Source organism: Shinella sp. HY16 (genome assembly GCF_028534175.1).
Taxonomy (GTDB): domain Bacteria; phylum Pseudomonadota; class Alphaproteobacteria; order Rhizobiales; family Rhizobiaceae; genus Shinella.
Genome location: NZ_JAHYXL010000001.1, coordinates 712,112 through 728,337 on the forward strand (window position 1 = coordinate 712,112; position 16,226 = coordinate 728,337).

The 16,226-nt window shown below is 63.8% G+C and carries 17 protein-coding genes; 14 read left to right on the plus strand and 3 right to left on the minus strand.

Annotated features, from left to right (window positions below; all coding sequences use genetic code 11):
* Window positions 1–2: 2 nt before the first annotated feature.
* Together K0P03_RS03470 and K0P03_RS03475 are read right to left on the minus strand one after the other, a co-directional pair.
* Window positions 3–938 (minus strand): 2-dehydro-3-deoxygalactonokinase, encoded by a 936-nt coding sequence (locus K0P03_RS03470; protein ID WP_272788899.1) that lies wholly within the window; start codon window positions 936–938, stop codon window positions 3–5.
* On the minus strand, window positions 938–1,699 hold the full coding sequence (locus K0P03_RS03475) for an SDR family NAD(P)-dependent oxidoreductase (RefSeq protein ID WP_272788900.1): 762 nt from the start codon (window positions 1,697–1,699) through the stop codon (window positions 938–940). The genes K0P03_RS03470 and K0P03_RS03475 overlap by 1 nt, the downstream gene beginning before the upstream one ends.
* A gap of 102 nt (window positions 1,700–1,801) precedes the next feature.
* On the opposite strand from K0P03_RS03475, the gene K0P03_RS03480 reads away from it, so the two are divergent.
* From K0P03_RS03480 to K0P03_RS03540, 13 genes are all read left to right on the plus strand, one after another.
* Window positions 1,802–2,590: an IclR family transcriptional regulator gene (locus K0P03_RS03480; protein WP_023513470.1), complete on the plus strand. Its 789-nt coding sequence runs from the start codon at window positions 1,802–1,804 to the stop codon at window positions 2,588–2,590.
* A 263-nt stretch (window positions 2,591–2,853) separates the two neighbouring features.
* Window positions 2,854–3,591 carry a helix-turn-helix transcriptional regulator gene (locus tag K0P03_RS03485; RefSeq protein ID WP_023512467.1) on the plus strand — a complete coding sequence of 246 codons (738 nt, stop codon included), beginning with the start codon at window positions 2,854–2,856 and terminating at the stop codon, window positions 3,589–3,591.
* 152 nt (window positions 3,592–3,743) lie between these two features.
* Complete coding sequence (locus K0P03_RS03490) at window positions 3,744–4,766, plus strand: IS110 family transposase (protein ID WP_272788901.1); 1,023 nt, start codon at window positions 3,744–3,746, stop codon at window positions 4,764–4,766.
* A gap of 260 nt (window positions 4,767–5,026) precedes the next feature.
* Window positions 5,027–5,770, plus strand: a complete 744-nt coding sequence (locus K0P03_RS03495) for a helix-turn-helix transcriptional regulator (RefSeq protein WP_023512466.1) — start codon at window positions 5,027–5,029, stop codon at window positions 5,768–5,770.
* 115 nt (window positions 5,771–5,885) lie between these two features.
* Complete coding sequence (locus K0P03_RS03500; RefSeq protein WP_130518659.1) at window positions 5,886–7,061, plus strand: Mrp/NBP35 family ATP-binding protein; 1,176 nt, start codon at window positions 5,886–5,888, stop codon at window positions 7,059–7,061.
* A 139-nt stretch (window positions 7,062–7,200) separates the two neighbouring features.
* Complete coding sequence (locus K0P03_RS03505; RefSeq protein WP_023512464.1) at window positions 7,201–8,184, plus strand: magnesium transporter CorA family protein; 984 nt, start codon at window positions 7,201–7,203, stop codon at window positions 8,182–8,184.
* 13 nt (window positions 8,185–8,197) lie between these two features.
* The gene (locus tag K0P03_RS03510; protein WP_050743417.1) at window positions 8,198–10,099 is read left to right on the plus strand and encodes a potassium transporter Kup; all 1,902 of its coding nucleotides are present in this window, start codon (window positions 8,198–8,200) and stop codon (window positions 10,097–10,099) included.
* A gap of 222 nt (window positions 10,100–10,321) precedes the next feature.
* On the plus strand, window positions 10,322–11,497 hold the full coding sequence (locus tag K0P03_RS03515; RefSeq protein ID WP_051758602.1) for a cell wall hydrolase: 1,176 nt from the start codon (window positions 10,322–10,324) through the stop codon (window positions 11,495–11,497).
* A gap of 260 nt (window positions 11,498–11,757) precedes the next feature.
* Window positions 11,758–12,153: an AtpZ/AtpI family protein gene (locus tag K0P03_RS03520; protein WP_272788902.1), complete on the plus strand. Its 396-nt coding sequence runs from the start codon at window positions 11,758–11,760 to the stop codon at window positions 12,151–12,153.
* A 61-nt stretch (window positions 12,154–12,214) separates the two neighbouring features.
* Window positions 12,215–12,967, plus strand: a complete 753-nt coding sequence (locus K0P03_RS03525) for a F0F1 ATP synthase subunit A (RefSeq protein WP_024270187.1) — start codon at window positions 12,215–12,217, stop codon at window positions 12,965–12,967.
* A gap of 66 nt (window positions 12,968–13,033) precedes the next feature.
* Window positions 13,034–13,261: a F0F1 ATP synthase subunit C gene (locus tag K0P03_RS03530; protein ID WP_024270186.1), complete on the plus strand. Its 228-nt coding sequence runs from the start codon at window positions 13,034–13,036 to the stop codon at window positions 13,259–13,261.
* Window positions 13,262–13,348: 87 nt separating this feature from the next.
* Window positions 13,349–14,002, plus strand: coding sequence for a F0F1 ATP synthase subunit B (locus tag K0P03_RS03535; RefSeq protein WP_272815998.1), 654 nt, complete (start codon window positions 13,349–13,351; stop codon window positions 14,000–14,002).
* Between the two features lie 10 nt (window positions 14,003–14,012).
* Window positions 14,013–14,498 carry a F0F1 ATP synthase subunit B gene (locus tag K0P03_RS03540; protein ID WP_023517407.1) on the plus strand — a complete coding sequence of 162 codons (486 nt, stop codon included), beginning with the start codon at window positions 14,013–14,015 and terminating at the stop codon, window positions 14,496–14,498.
* 75 nt (window positions 14,499–14,573) lie between these two features.
* On the opposite strand, the gene K0P03_RS03545 is transcribed toward K0P03_RS03540, so the two are convergent.
* Window positions 14,574–15,458 (minus strand): DMT family transporter, encoded by an 885-nt coding sequence (locus K0P03_RS03545; protein WP_272788904.1) that lies wholly within the window; start codon window positions 15,456–15,458, stop codon window positions 14,574–14,576.
* Window positions 15,459–15,536: 78 nt separating this feature from the next.
* Here K0P03_RS03545 and K0P03_RS03550 point away from each other — a divergent pair, with 78 nt between their 5' ends.
* Window positions 15,537–16,223, plus strand: coding sequence for a helix-turn-helix transcriptional regulator (locus tag K0P03_RS03550; RefSeq protein WP_272788905.1), 687 nt, complete (start codon window positions 15,537–15,539; stop codon window positions 16,221–16,223).
* Window positions 16,224–16,226 lie beyond the last annotated feature (3 nt).

Sequence of the window (16,226 nt, forward strand, 5' to 3'; positions counted from 1 at the left end):
GTTCAGAGGGACCAGAGCGCCCTTGCGCCCGCGGCAAGGCCGGTGCGCACGGCGGCGTCGGCGTCGATGACGGACGGGGAGATGCCGGCGGCGGCAAGGGCGTCCTTGTAGAGTGCGCCGAGCCCGCCGGACACGACCAGCGCGACGGGCGTACCCTCGGCGACGAGCGAGAGGGCGCCGGCGATCTCCAGGCCGATCAGCGTGCCGGAAAGGCGCGCCTTGGCGTCCACGGGCGAAAGCCCCGCGATCAGCGAGCCGGCGCGCACGGAGAAGATCTGGCTCGTCGCCAGCGCCGGATTGGCGACCATGCGCGTGACGGCGGCGCGGAAGGCCGCGTTGTCGCCGGCAACCGGTCCCGCCTCGGCGATGGCGTGGCTGAGGATGGTGTTCTTGGCAATCGCCTCGAAGAGTTCGCCGGTCATGAAGGTGGAGAAGCCCGCCACCTTGCCGCCGGAAAGGCGCACCCATTTGCTGTGCGTGCCGGGCATGCAGACGAGGTGGTCGCCGTCGCCGAGTGCGTCGGCCGCGCCGAGCAGCTGGGTCTCCTCGCCGCGCATGACATCGGGTGCGGCCGTATCGCGCTGGGCAAGGCCGGGCAGGATGCGGATGTCGGCGGTAACGCCTGGAATGCGCACGACCGCGGCGGGAATGTCGGCAAGCGCGGCGGGCGTATCGAGATAACCGGCCTCGACCCAGCCCTGCTTGGCGCCGGCCATGCCGCAGATGAGGACCGGCAGGTCCGCGGGGGCCGAGACGGCGTCGAGATGGCCTTGCAGCACCTCGGCAAAGCCGGTGCGGGCGGCGGTTGTCATGCCTTCGCCGCTGCGGCGCTCGGCGATCACGCCGCCGTCCCTGCCGACGAGCCAGAGGCGGAAGCTGGAAGTTCCCCAGTCGACCGCGGCATAGGCGGCGTCGGGGGCGGTATCGGGTGTGGTCATCAGAGCATGCCTCCGTCGACGATGAGCGTTTGTGCGGTTATGGCGGCCGAGGCGTCCGACGCCAGGAAGAGGCAGGGGCCGACCATGTCGTCGGCGATCAGCGAGCGCTTCAGGCACTGGCGGGCGATGCCGCCGGCCACCGCGTTCTCGTCGATCCACAGGCGCTTCTGCCGCTCGGTCAGCACCATGCCGGGCAGTATGGCGTTGACGCGGATATTGTCCGGCCCGAGCCGGCCGGCAAGCGACTTGGTGAGGCCGACAATGCCGGCCTTGGCGGTGGCATAGCCGGGAAATTCGCCCATGTTGAGCAGGTAGGCGATCGAGGAGAAGTTGACGATCGCTCCGCCACCGGCCGCGCGCATATGCGGCGCCACGGCCTGGGCGGCGAAGAAATGATGGCGCAGGTTCACCGCCTGGTTCTCGTCCCAATAGTCGGGTTCGACGGTATCGAGGTCGTGCCGGTCGTCGCGCGCTGCATTGTTGACGAGCACGCGAAGGCCGCCGAACACGGTGGCGGCCCGTTCGACCGCTCCACGCAGTGCATCGATGTCGCGCAGATCTGCGCTAATATAGAGGGGGAGATGCTCGACCGTTCCGTCGAGTTCCGAGACGAGGTTGCGGCTTTCCACCTCGGCGATGTCGAGAAAGGCGACACGGGCGCCAGCGGCGGCAAAGCCCTTCACCAGCGCCGCGCCGATACCCGAGCCGCCGCCGGTGACGAGAACGCCCTGTCCTGCAAGATCCGGATAGCGGCCTGTCATCGGCACTCTCCCATAAATTCCATTATTTGGAACTGAGTTTGATTATTCGGAATTATTCCGCTACGATGCCGGCCTGTCAAGGGATGGCCGGGGGCTGCGACAATGACGAACGAACGGGACGAGGAGGGAAGCACCGGCACGCTCGGCAAGGCGATGGCGGTGCTGGAGACGGTGGCGCTCGCCGAGCGCCCCATGCGTTTCACCGATGTGCTCGCGGTCAGCGGTCAGCCGCGCGGCACGCTGCATCGCCAGCTCACCCATCTCGTGCAGGAGGGGTTGCTGGAGTTGCGCCCCGATCATGCCTATGTGCCGGGCCTGCGGCTCCTCAAGCTCGCATCCGCCAGCTGGGCACGCAACGAGTTCCGCGCCGTCGCCGCGCCCTTCCTCGAGGCGCTGCACCGGGAGACCGGCGAGACCGTGCATCTCGGCGTCCTGCGCGGCCGGGAAATCATCTATCTCGACAAGGTCGAGAGCCGGCAGGCCGTGCGCATGAACTCGCAGATCGGCAACGCCTCGCCGGTCTATTGTACCGGTGTCGGCAAGGCGGCGCTCGCCGCACTCGATGCCCAAGCGCTCGACGCCCTCCTGTCGCAGCTGGAATTCCGTCGCTTCACGCCGCAGACGATTACCAGCCGGACGGCGCTTGTCGACGAACTGGCAACGATTCGTTCAAGCGGAATCGCTTTCGACCGGGAAGAGCACGAGCCCGGCATTCGCTGCGTCGCTGCCCCGGTTTTCGATGCCGGCCGTGCGCTCGTCGCCGGTGTTTCCGTAACGGGGCCGGCCTACCGCGTCGGCGAGGCGCAGCTTGACGACTGGGCGCCGCGCGTGCGTCATGCGGCCGGCGCCATCATGGCGGAATTGACCGCTCGTCTCGGTCCGCAACGGTAAGTCGAGAAAGAAAGTCCGCGGATGATGGCATGGTTGTCTTCTGGCACCATTTTACGGTAAATTAGAAAATCGCGCTGGACGCGGAGTAGGGGCATCATTAGCTTCCGTCACGACCAGCTCACGAGTTGCGTCGCTCACCGCGAACTTGAGGCGCGGTTCATCGAACATACTTGCATTGGGATACGGGGGTTCCTGAGGCAAGCAGTGCATTGTGACGGCAGTTTCTTGCCGCACGGGCGCGTGCGTGCTGAAGGAAGATGGATATGGCCGATCGATTTCATACGGCATCTGCACAGTTCCGGCACCGCTGGGACCCGGGGCCTGCGGCGTTGGGCTCGCAGGCGGACGTGGCCGAAACACTGGATGGCCTTGCCAAGCACTACGGCCTTCGCGGCTATCTCCTGATCAACGTGCCGTCGGAAACCTCGACCGACTTCTCTTCGAATGTGCTGCTGACGTCCTGGCCGGACGAAATGCTCAAGACATACGACCATGCCGGTCTGATCTTCGGCAGCCCCGTCATCGAGCGCCTGCGCCAGAGCACCAATCCCTTCACCTACGACGCCGACCGCACGAACCATCGCCGGCCCGACGGCAAGGCGGCGATCGCGGCCGGCCTTTTCGAACGGCACGGCCTGTCGCGCGGGGCTTACTTCCCGGCCCACAATTCGGCCGGTCTGCGCGGAGCGCTTGCCTTCGGCGGCACGCGCGAAGCGCTCAATCCGCGGGAAATGGCGGAGCTCAACGCCGTCGCGAACCTCATTTTCACCGAGGTTGTCGAACTGCGGGCCGGCCGCCGGCAGAACGTCTCGCTCTCACGCCGCGAGATCGAGTGCCTGTCCTGGGCCTCCGCCGGCAAGACGAGCGTGGAAATGTCTGAAATCCTCGGCCTTTCGGAATATACGGTCAATCATTATCTCAACCGGGCGACGCGCAAGCTTGATGCCGTCAACCGTGTCCAGGCGGTCGCCAAGGCGATTCGCGCTGGGCTTTTGAACTGATGTATAAAAAAACCTTGCGACTTTCTGGAATGCGCGCGGTTCCGCTCCAAATGCCCAAGGCTAAGAATAAAATTGATGATGTGGACGGCCCTCCGAACCCGTCGCGCGAGATGCTAAGATCATTCTGCGCAACTCAGAGAAGGAACCGTGTCATGACTTTCGAGAAGATCACTGTCGTCGGCCTGGATCTGGCCAAGAACGTGTTTCAAGTTCATGCTATCGATGACGTCGGCAATGTTATTGTCCGGCGGCAGCTCCGCCGAAATCAGCTCCTGCATTTCTTCGAGCAGTTGCCACCCTGCCTCGTCGGCATGGAAGCTTGTTCGACTTCACATTACTGGGCGAGGGAACTCGGTGCCTTGGGCTTCGATGTGAAGCTTATGCCTCCGGTATATGTAAAGCCGTATGTGAAGCGCGGGAAAAACGATGCAGCAGATGCCGAAGCGATTTGCGAGGCAGTCACCCGTCCAACCATGCGTTTCGTACCGGTGAAAAATTGCGAGCGTCAGGCTCTTCTTATGCAGCACAAAACTCGAGATCTTTTCGTGCGGCAGAGAACAGCTCTGATCAACGCACTCCGAGGCCATTTGGCCGAATTCGGCATTATCACGCCCCAAGGAAAGTTCGGGCTGAAAGCTGCCCTCGAAGCCTTACACGTCGCGAAAGACCATCTTCCTGAACCGTCGTGGCAACCCTTCAAGCACATTCAGATGCAGCTAGAAGAGCTGAGCAATAAGATCGCCGAGCTTGATCGCACCATAATGCAGTGGTGCCGGGACCAAGCTGCCGCTCGGAGGCTGATGACCATCCCAGGCGTCGGCTTTCTCACCGCGGCAGCAATCGCGGCTTCGGTTGGAAATGCCGAGGAATTCAAATCAGCGCGACAGTTCGCGGCTTGGCTTGGCTTAACGCCGCGACAAAATAGTAGTGGCGGAAAGCAGAGGCTAGGGCGGATCAGCAAGCAGGGCGATCGGACAATCCGACGATTGCTGGTAGTCGGCGCCACTGCCGTCATACGACGAGCGCGCATTGATGCTCCATCATTCCCGTGGATCGCGAAGCTCTTGCAGCGCAAACCGGCACGCATGGTGTCGGTAGCGATCGCAAACAAGACCGCCCGCGTCGCGTGGGCTCTTCTGAGAAGAGAGGAGACTTACCGGCACGCAGCCGTTTGAAGGAATCCGGCTCGGCAATCGTCGACCGGAGGAATGAAGGACTGAGTAATGATGGCGAACCGGTTGGACCGGGGATGGAGCAAAGCCTAGGTTCCCCCAGAGCCTTGAGCTCGACAAATTGATTGGCTCTCCATCCGCGGACTTCATCAGGGCCAGTGGCTACAATGCCACGATAGAAGGCCGGACACATGACTGAACCTGACCGATCCATCGATACAAAAGTCTTGCATTCCACGGGCCGTCCACACATGCGGGGAACCATGACGGCTGACGAAACGAGCAGCACCGACAACCAGCTACGGGACGAAGGCAGCGAGATCGCCGCTCTCGAAACGCAGTTCGACATCGTGCGCTATATGCGGCGCAAGTGCGAAGAATACGGGCTCAAATTTTTCATTGTCTTCAACCTGCCGGGTTTCGAAGCGGAAAAGCTGTCGGCTTACTCCATCGTCAGCAACTGGCCGCAGGAAATCCTGGCGAAATACGATGCCCTGCGCATGGTTCGCCACAGCGCCGGCATCCGCAAGCTGCGGCTCACCACGGTGCCGTTTTCCTATGACATGCGGGAATGGATCGGCGACGCCTCCGAGTCGCTGGACTTTACCGAACTGCTCGACGTCATGACCGGCCACGGCATGCTGGTCGGCCATTTTTTCCCGGTGCACGATGCGCTCGGCAATCGCGGCGCCATCGTCTGGGGCGGCGAGAACCCGGCGCTCGGCCGCGACGAGCGGCTGATGCTGCAGATGATCTCCATCCACCTCTTCAACCGTCTGGCAGAGATCGGCGCAGCCTGGAAATCCGGTCAGGTCGTCCTCACCGAACGCGAGATCCAGTGCCTCAGCTGGACGGCGGCGGGCAAGACCAGCCTGGAGATTGCCGAAATCCTCGGCCTTTCCGAGCACACGGTGAACCATTACCTCAACCAGGTCACCCGCAAGCTGGAAGCGGTCAACCGCACCCAGGCTGTGGTCAAGGCCATCCGCCGCGGGCTGATCGCCTGAAGGGGCGCCGAGGCTTTCGGTCGCGGGCGAAAACGTTTGGCGCGCGCCTTCCCGTGCACTATCTACGGGGAAGAGGGCCGCGGCCTGATGCCGCGACGGGTCGATCGAGGGTTTCATGACTGACGTAAGCAAGGAACAGGTGCTGGAACGGCTGCGCACGGTGCGCGGCCCCGACATGGACGGCAACATCGTCGACCTCGGCCTCGTCTCCGATGTTTTCATCTCCGATGGCAAGGCCTATTTCTCCATCACCGTGCCGGCCGAACGCGCCCGCGAGCTCGACCCGATGCGTGCCGCCGCCGAGCGCGTCGTGAAAGAAATCCCCGGCATAAAGGCCGCCATGGTGGCGCTGACGGCGGACAAGCGCGCCGCTTCCGGCCCCGCCGCCGCGCGCGCGCCCACGCCGCCGGGCCGCGGCGATGCCCACAGCCATGCCGGCCATGCCCATGCCGCATCCGGCCAGCCGCAGCAGCGCGCGAAATCGGGCATTCCCGGCGTCGGCACCATCATCGCGGTCGCCTCGGGCAAGGGCGGTGTCGGCAAGTCCACCACCTCCGTCAACCTCGCTTTGGCGCTGAAGGCGAACGGCCTTCGCGTCGGCATCCTCGATGCCGATATCTACGGCCCCTCCATGCCGCGGCTCCTGAAGATCTCCGGCCGACCGCAGCAGCTCGAAGGCCGCACCATCAAGCCGATGGAGAATTACGGCATCAAGGTCATGTCCATGGGCTTCCTCGTCGACGAGGAGGTGGCGATGATCTGGCGCGGCCCGATGATCCAGTCGGCGCTGATGCAGATGCTGCGCGAGGTCGCCTGGGGCGATCTCGACGTGCTCGTCGTCGACATGCCGCCGGGCACGGGGGATGCGCAGCTCACCATGGCCCAGCAGGTGCCGCTTGCCGGTGCCGTCATCGTCTCCACGCCGCAGGACCTCGCCCTCATCGATGCGCGCAAGGGCCTCAACATGTTCAACAAGGTCGAGGTGCCGGTGCTCGGTCTCGTCGAGAACATGAGCTATTTCATCGCGCCGGATACGGGCAACCGCTACGACATCTTCGGCCACGGCGGTGCACGCAAGGAGGCAGAGCGCATCGGCGTGCCCTTCCTCGGCGAGGTGCCGCTGACCATGGACATCCGCGAGACGTCGGATGCCGGAACGCCCGTCGTCGTCTCCAATCCGGAGGGCGCGGCCGCCAAGACCTATCGCGCCATCGCCACCCGGGTCTGGCAGGAGTTGCAGGCAATCGAAGGCAAGGGCGCCCGCGGCGCGCCGTCCATCGTCTTCGAATAACCGAACCTTTCGCGTCCCGGGAGGTTGCCGGGGACGGCCTTGCTTTTTATGTTGCGCCGCGCAATATGCGCGGCCGACCGCTGAAAGGTGGCGTCCAATCAGGAGTGTGAGCGATGGTCCTTCCCGGAGCCACTCGCCGGTGATCACGGTTTTCCGTCCCAACGGCGAGGCGCGCACTCTGCCGGTAGCAACCGATTCTGAGGTCGCCGAAGCGCTTGCCGGCGCCGTCTGGGTCGACCTGCTCGAACCCAGCCGCGACGAGGAGGCGCTGATCGAGCGGATCCTGTCGATCGAGGTGCCGACCCGCGACGAGCTGAAGGACATCGAGCCGTCGAGCCGTCTCTACACGGACGGCAGCGCGGCCTACATGACCGCCTCGCTGATGGTGAAGGCGGAAAGCAATCTGCCGCACCTCACCGACGTCGCCTTCATCCTCATGCCCGACCGGCTGCTGACGGTGCGCTATGCCGAGCCGCGCTCGTTCTCCCTGTTCAAGAGCGCCATGCACCGCATTCCGGGCGGCTGCAGCTCGCCGACGGTGATGATCACGCGGCTGCTCGAGACCGTCGCTGACCGCACCGCCGAAATTCTGGAAACCGCGGTTGCGCGTGCCGACAAGCTCTCGCTCGAAGTGTTCGGCGACAAGCGGCATCTCAGCCGCCGCCCGCCGCGTTATCTGGAAGACCGTGTCGTGCAGGTCTCCGCGCTCCATCGCCTCGTCGCCAAGACGCGCGACAGCCTGATGTCGCTCTCGCGCGTCCTGACCTTCCTGCACGGCCTGCCGGGGCTGCAGTCCGATCGCGACAGCCTGGAACTCTGCCGCACCGTGACGCGGGACGTGCAGTCGCTGTCCGAGCACGCCAACTTCGTCGCCGGCAACATCACCTTCCTGCTCGATGCTTCGCTCGGCCTCATCAGCCTCGAGCAGAACGCCATCATCAAGATCTTCTCGATCGCTTCCGTGGTGCTGCTGCCGCCGACGCTGATCGCTTCCATCTACGGCATGAATTTCGAGTTCATGCCGGAACTGCGCATCGCTGCCGCCTATCCGCTGACGCTGGCGGCCATGGTCCTGTCGGCAATCGTTCCCTTCTTCTTCTTCCGCTGGAAAGGCTGGCTCTAGGCCTGATCGTCCCATGCAAGCACATGCCGCTAGCGCTCCGCATTCCCGCAGCAGGGCGCGCACGCTGTTTCTCCTCGCCCTTGGTTCCGTCGGTGTCGTCTATGGCGACATCGGCACCAGCCCGCTCTACGCCTTTCGCGAGGCGCTGCGTCCGGTCGCCGATGACGGTCTCGTGCGCGAGGAGGTCGTCGGCCTCATCTCGCTGATGATCTGGACGCTGACGATCATCGTCACATTGAAATACGTGCTCTTCCTGCTGCGCGCCGACAACCATGGCGAGGGCGGCACGCTCTCCCTGCTGGCGCTGCTCACCAAGACGGCGGGTGGCCATGCCACCGTGCTCTTCTTCATGGGCGCTGCCGGTGCTGCGCTCTTCATCGGCGATGCGATGATCACGCCGGCGCTGTCCGTCCTGTCGGCCGTCGAGGGCCTGAAGCTGGTGACGCCGACGCTCGGCGACTATGTGGTTCCGATCTCCGTCGTCATCCTCGTCCTGCTCTTTGCCGTACAGTCCTGGGGCACGGCGGCGGTGTCGAAGTTCTTCGGTCCCATCACCGCCCTCTGGTTCATCGTCATGGGCGTAGGCGGCATCAACCATATCAGCGACGACCTCGGCATCCTTGCCGCCTTCAACCCGTATTACGCCGTGCTGTTCATGTACAACGAAGGCTATGTCGGCCTCGTCGTTCTGGGCGCGGTCTTCCTGACGGTGACGGGCGCGGAAGCGCTTTATGCCGATCTCGGCCATTTCGGCCGCCGGCCGATCCAGTGGGCCTGGTTCTGTCTGGTCTTCCCCGCGCTGACGCTGAATTATCTCGGCCAGGGCGCTCTGGTGCTCGCCCATCCCGAGACGATCGCCAATCCGTTCTTCCTGATGTTCCCGAAATGGGCGCTGCTGCCGGTCGTCGTCCTTGCGACCTTCGCGACGATCATCGCCAGCCAGGCTGTCATAACGGGCGCCTTCTCGCTGACGCGCCAGGCGATCCATCTCGGCTTCCTGCCGCGCATGGAGATCTTCCACACATCGGAAACCCAGACCGGCCAGATCTACCTGCCGGGCGTCAATACGGTGCTGCTCTTCGGCGTCATGATGCTGGTCTTCATCTTCGGCTCCTCCGAAGCGCTGGCGACCGCCTATGGCATTTCCGTCACCGGCGCGATGGTGGTGACGACCGTGCTCGCCTTCGAGTTCCTGCGCAAGCGCTGGCGCTGGTCGCTGCTGGCCACCGCCACCGTGCTGTTGCCGCTCTTCCTGCTCGAACTCACCTTCCTCGGCGCCAACCTGCTCAAGGTGCATGACGGCGGTTATGTGCCGGTCATGATCGCCGGCGTCGTCGTCGTCCTGATGTGGACCTGGACACGCGGCACGAAGATCCTGCGCGAAAAGACCCGGCGCATCGAGGTGCCGCTGCCGGCCTTCGTCAAGTCGGTGGAAAAGCAGAGCGCGCATGCCCCGGTGCAGGTCACCGGCACGGCGATCTTCCTCACCAGCGATCCGGATTTCGCCCCTGCCGCGCTCCTGCACAACATCAAGCACAACCATGTCCTGCACGAGCGCAACTTCATCCTGACGATCAAGACCGCCAACACGCCGCGCGTCATTCCGGCAGAGCGATTCTCGGTCGAGAAGGTCTCCGAGCGCTTTTCGCGCATAGAGATGCATTTCGGCTTCATGGAAACGCAGAACGTTTCCCACGCCCTCGGCCTGATGCGCAAGGCAGGGCACAAGTTCGACATCATGTCGACCTCGTTCTATCTCGGCCGCCGCAAGCTGGTGCCCGATGCCGAATCGGGCATGCCCATGTGGCAAGACAGGCTCTTCATCGCGCTCGCCAACATCGCCACCGACCCTTCCGACTACTTCCGCCTGCCGACCAACCGCGTGGTCGAGCTCGGCTCGCATGTGGTGATCTGACGAAAACGTGAAGGGGAGGCGGGTGCCTCCCCGAAAGCCGTTTATCAGCATTAACCAACCATCAAGGTTAATGCTTCATTTTACCCTGACAACGAGCCGCTTCGGGCCCGTGCTTCGGTGCGGCAGGGCTCCCATACAGTCAGTTTCGGGCAGGAGACACGCCACAGACAGGGGCGGCGCGCCTGCGCATGCGTGCGGAGTAAAAAGTTGCGTAAGCGTAGCATTCGTCATGCAGGGGCAGGCCGTTTCCTCGCCTATCTGAAGCGGGAATGGAAAATTCCCCTGGCCGTCGGCCTCGGCCTCGTCGCCACCTTTCCGACGCCCATCGCCCATACGGACCTTGCCACCTATCTCGCCGGCCTCAACCGCAAGGGCGGCAACCAGACCATGGTGCTCACCCGTTCGCCCGCCGGTTCCGTCCATGAGATCGAGATCGACTTTGCCGACGCCATGACGACGGGCGGTGTCGAAAGCGGTGCCGGCGTCGAGCTTCCGGGCGGCGTGACGGCGGCGCTGCGCAGCGAGCACAAGGGTGCGGGCGGCATTCCCGACGAGGATCGCGTCAACCGCCGCGACAAGAAGGGCCGCATCATCGCCGTCCTGCCTGTCCTGCCGCCGAAGGGGTTCGCCGCCGGCTCCATCCTCGAGCGCACCAGTTTCCTGTTGTCCCCGGCCTTTGACAGCGGCCAGCGCATGGCGTTCGACAAGCCCAGGATCAAGGGCAAGGAAATCGAGATCGCCACCGCCTTCTATAAAAAGGAGCCCGTGCGCAAGGATCCCGGTGTCTCGCCGATGATCGCGAGCCTCGTCACCAACGACAAGGCCGACGTTCTCGCGACTGCCTATGCCCGCGTCGAGCCGGATTATGCCCGGGAATCGCCCTTCGATTCGATTCTCAAGCCGAAGAAGGAGCTTGGCCGCTTCGTGCCCGATATCTCGCCGGACGACCACGCCTGGGCCGCCACCCCGCTGCCGGCGGAAGTCTTCACCGCCAAGGAGCAGAAATGCCTGGCCGAGGGCATCTATTTCGAGGCGCGCGGCGAGGAGCTGAAGGGCCAGGCCGCCGTCGCGCAGGTCATCCTCAACCGCGTGCGCAATCCTGCCTATCCGAACACGATCTGCGGCGTCGTCTACCAGAACGAAAACTGGCGCAACCGCTGCCAGTTCTCCTTCGCCTGCGACCGCATTCCCGACCTGATCCTCTCGCCCTGGCACTGGAAGACCGCCAAGGAGATCGCCATGGCGGTCACCGCGGGAAAGATCTGGTTTGATGACGTGGGCTCTTCCACCCACTACCACGCGACCTATGTGAAGCCGCCGTGGGGCCGCACGATGAAGCGGGTGGCCAAGATCGGCAAGCACATCTTCTACCGCACCTATGGCGGCGGCTGGAGCTGAGGGCGGCGTGTGGTGAGTCCGTGCCACAGCCTTCGCGATTCCCGGGGCGATCGGTCACACCTGATGTGCGATTCCGGCTAATCTATTGATTTTCCTCAAAATATTTGCTGTTGCGCAAAGCTTCGCCATGCCTTGACTATACTGGCACCTAAAACTATGTTGCGGCCGACTTCGAAAGGGGTCGGATATGGCTTGAATCCTAGCCTGCAATATGTCCGCAATGGGGCGAAAGCCCCGCGGAAGGGTATGAGGAACGCGCCATGGCCGACGATCAAAAGACAAGTCTGGAAGACCGGCTGAAGCGCCTGGACGCGGAACTCGCGGAACGGCGCAAGGATGACGGGGCGGAAGCAGCCGCCGAGGCACGGGCATCGGAGAGCCGCAAGGGCTATGCGGTGGCCATGAAGCTCTCGAGCGAGTTCGTCGCTGCCGTTATCGTCGGGGCGCTTCTGGGCTATCTTTTGGACCATTTTGCGGGTACAGGGCCGTGGGGGATGATCGTACTCCTGCTCCTCGGTTTCTGTGCCGGCGTTCTGAACGTCATGCGCGCGGCTGGCATGGTGGCAGCGCCCCATCCGGTCGACAGGCTGGCGGGGCGAGAGCCCGGCAAGGCCGGCAGCGGACGGGACAAGAAAGACACGAAGGACGGCGCCTGACGGCGTTGTCCCATTCACGGGTGACTTCCGCCGCAAGGCGGGCAAGCGAGAGAGATACACGGTGGCAAACGATCCGACCCATCAGTTCCTGGTCAACAAGATTGTTCCGATCGAAATCGGCGGTATCGATTTCTCGTTCACCAACGCTTCGCTGTTCATGGTCGCTACCGTCGCGGCCGCTGTGGGCTTCCTCTATTTCACGACCGGTCAGCGCGGCCTCGTTCCGAGCCGCATGCAGTCCGTCTCGGAAATGTCCTACGAGTTCATCGCCTCGATGCTCCGCGAAGGGGCGGGCAGCCACGGGATGAAGTTCTTCCCGCTGGTCTTCTCGCTTTTCATGTTCGTGCTGACGGCGAACCTGCTCGGCATGGTTCCCTACTTCTTCACGGTCACCAGCCAGATCATCGTCACCTTCGCCCTTGCCATCCTGGTCATCGGCACCGTGGTGGTTTACGGCTTTTACAAGCATGGCTTCGGCTTCCTGAAGCTCTTCGTGCCGTCGGGCGTTCCCGGCGCGCTGCTGCCGCTGGTCGTCTCGATCGAGGTCATCTCGTTCCTCTCGCGTCCGATCAGCCTCTCGATCCGTCTCTTCGCCAACATGCTGGCGGGTCACATCACGCTGAAGGTCTTCGCCGGCTTCGTCACCTCGCTCGGCGCGCTCGGCGCCGTCGGTGTCGCCGGTGCGATCCTGCCTCTTCTCATGACCGTCGCCCTGACCGGTCTCGAATTCCTCGTGTCGTTCCTGCAGGCCTACGTCTTCGCAGTTCTGACATGCATGTACCTCAACGATGCCGTGCATCCGGGTGGTCACTAAGGAAACAGTCGTCGGCGCCTTCGGGCGTCGCTCATAAGCCGCAACAACCCATTCAAGGAGTTCAACATGGAAGCGGAAGCAGCAAAGTTCATCGGCGCAGGTCTTGCCACGTTCGGTCTCGCCGGCACGGCTCTCGGCCTCGGCAACATCTTCGGCAACTACCTGGCCGGCGCTCTTCGCAATCCGTCTGCTGCTGACAGCCAGTTCGGCCGTCTCGTATTCGGCTTCGCCGTTACGGAAGCTCTGGGCATCTTCTCGCTGCTCATCGCTCTCCTCCTCCTCTTCGCCGTCTGATATCGGCCGAGGACTGGACCATGGCCTTCGGGCCGTGGTCCATCGTACGTTCCGTACAAGATCTGAGAGTGCCCCCTGGAGGTGAGCATGTCCGTGACCCCGGCATCGGCCGAGTCCGCCCCTTTCGAAATCGCCCAGGTGGAAACCCCTGCGACGTCGCATGAGACCCCTGCGGATGCGCATGCGGCTCAGCCGGCAGGCGAAGTCAACACCGAAACGGGTGTTGCCCATGGTGAAGAAGCCGGTTCCGGCGTTTTCCCGCCTTTCGACCAGACCACGTTCGCATCGCAGCTCCTGTGGCTGGCGATTACCTTTGGTCTGTTCTACCTTCTCATGTCGAAGGTCGTCATTCCGCGCATCGGCTCGATCCTCGAGACGCGTCATGACCGTATCGCGCAGGATCTAGACGAGGCCTCGCGCCTGAAGGCGGAAGCCGACGCCGCGATTGCTTCCTACGAGCAGGACCTTGCCAGCGCCCGCACCAAGGGCAATGCGATCGCCTCGACCGCCCGCGAAGAAGCCAAGGCCAAGGCCGACGCCGAGCGCGCCAAGATCGAAGCCTCGCTGCAGGAAAAGATTGCCGGTGCCGAGACCCGTATCGCCGAGATCAAGGCCAAGGCCCTCGCCGATGTCGGCTCGATCGCCGAGGACACCACGGCAGCCCTCGTCGAGCAGGTGCTCGGTGCCAAGGCCACCAAAGCCGAGATCGCTTCCGCCGTGAAGACGTCAGCGGGCGAATAAGGAGGACATCATGGCATTCGACGCAACATTTTATGCCTTTGTCGGCCTCCTTCTGTTCCTTGCCCTCATCGCCTACCTCAAGGTTCCCGGCATGATGGCAAAGGGTCTCGACGCCCGCGCCGAGAAGATCCAGAACGAGCTGGCGGAAGCCAAGCGTCTTCGCGAGGAGGCCCAGCACCTGCTCGCCGAATACCAGCGCAAGCGCAAGGATGCCGAGGCGGAAGCCGCAAGCATCGTTGCCGCCGCTGAACGCGAGGCAAGCGCCCTGACGGCCGACGCCAAGCAGAAGACCGAGGAATACGTCGCCCGTCGCACGACGCTGTCCGAGCAGAAGATCCGCCAGGCCGAAGCCGACGCGATCAATGCCGTGCGCGCCGCCGCCGTCGACCTCGCCGTCGCCGCCGCCGAAAAGGTGATCGCTGCCAAGGCTGATGCCACGACCGGCAAGGCGCTCTTCGACAACGCCATCAGCGAAGTCAAGACCCGCCTCAACTGAGGTTGCCGGACGACCAATTTCAAAAAAGGCCGGAGCGATCCGGCCTTTTTCTTTGCCTGAAGACCCCGGCGGATATCATTGCGCCGCTATGACGGCGCGTCTCTGGCGCCGCGACTTCGCCAGCACATCCAGCACCACCGCCCCCATGACCAGCCCGCCGCCGATGAAGGTCGCCGGCAGCGGGCGTTCCCCGAAGGCAAGCCACACCCAGAGCGGGGCGAGCGGATTTTCCATGCTGCCGATGAGGGCCGAGCGGGTGGCCGAGATCAACCGCGTTCCGATTGTCATCAGCAAAAGGCCAAGGCCGAACTGTACGGCGCCGAAGAGCACGAGATCCGGCATGTCCGCCAGGGGAACCTGCAACGGCCGGGAGAAGGGTAGGGCGATGGCCGCGCAGAGAAACGCCGAGAGCGCGGCGGCCGGCAGCATGGAGACATGCCGGTTCTGGCGGATGATCACCATCATCGCCGCATAGGCGAGGGCCATCACCGTTGCGAAGACATAACCCAGGCGATGGCCGCCGGAGGCGCCCGGATCGACGATGATGACCACGCCGATGAGCGCGACGATGCTGGCGCCCCATGTCGTCCAGTCCTCCCGCTCGCCGGTGGCAAGCAGGGCGAGAATGGCGGTCATGAACGGGATCGCCGCATGGATCGTCATGACATCGGCGACCGGCGCGAAGCGCAGGGCATTGATGAAGCAGATCGTCGCAAGGGTGGAGAGCATCGTCACCCACAGGCCGGGCAGGCCCATGGCGCGGATGGCGGCCCACCCCTCGTGCCGATGGCGCCAGGCGAGGAAGGCGGCGATGAAGAGCCCACCGAAAAGGCCACGCCAGAACAGGATCGTCCAGACGTCGAATGTGATCAGCCGGGTAAAGTAGCCCGACAGGCTGTAGGCCATCGCTGATCCGACGATCAGGACCGTGCCCAGCCAGGTGTTTTGGTCGTCGCGCATAACGCCCTCCCTTGTCTCGGGATGTCTATAGGCCCATGCTGCTGACAGCGTTTTGTCAGTGGTGTTCGGGAGTTTCGCATGCGCCGCGCCGATCGCCTGTTCGACATCATCCAGACGCTGCGCGGCCGCGCCAAGCCGATGACGGCGGCGGCGCTGGCGGAGCGGCTGGAGGTGACGGCCCGCACCATCTATCGCGACATAGCCACCCTTCAGGCCCGGCGCGTGCCGATCGAGGGCGCGCCGGGGCTCGGTTATGTGCTGCGCAAGGGGTTCGACCTGCCACCGCTGATGTTCACGATGGAGGAGGTGGAGGCCATCTCCATCGGCGCGCACCTCGTCCACCGCATTCGGGATCCCAAGTTGCAGGATGCGGCGGAAAGCGTGCTGAGCAAGCTCCAGCACGCCATTCCGGCGGAACTCTGTGCGCAGTTGCAGGCCCCGCGCTTTCTGGTCTCCGAAGGCGACACCGTGCGCCCCGAGGGCATCGCTCTGCTCGACGTGCGCAACGCCATTCGTGCCTGCCGGAAGATCCGCATCACCTATCGCGACGAACAGGATCGCCGCACGCAGCGGACGATCTGGCCGATCGCCACGGTCTATTATGTCGATGTCACGCTGATTGCGGCCTGGTGCGAATTGCGCGGAGACTTCCGGCATTTCCGGGCCGAACGCATCGTCAGGTCCACGGTGCTCGAGGCGACGTTTGCCGTGGACAGCCGTCAGATCATGGCGGAGTGGATGGCAAAACGGGCCATGTCGTCGTGAGAC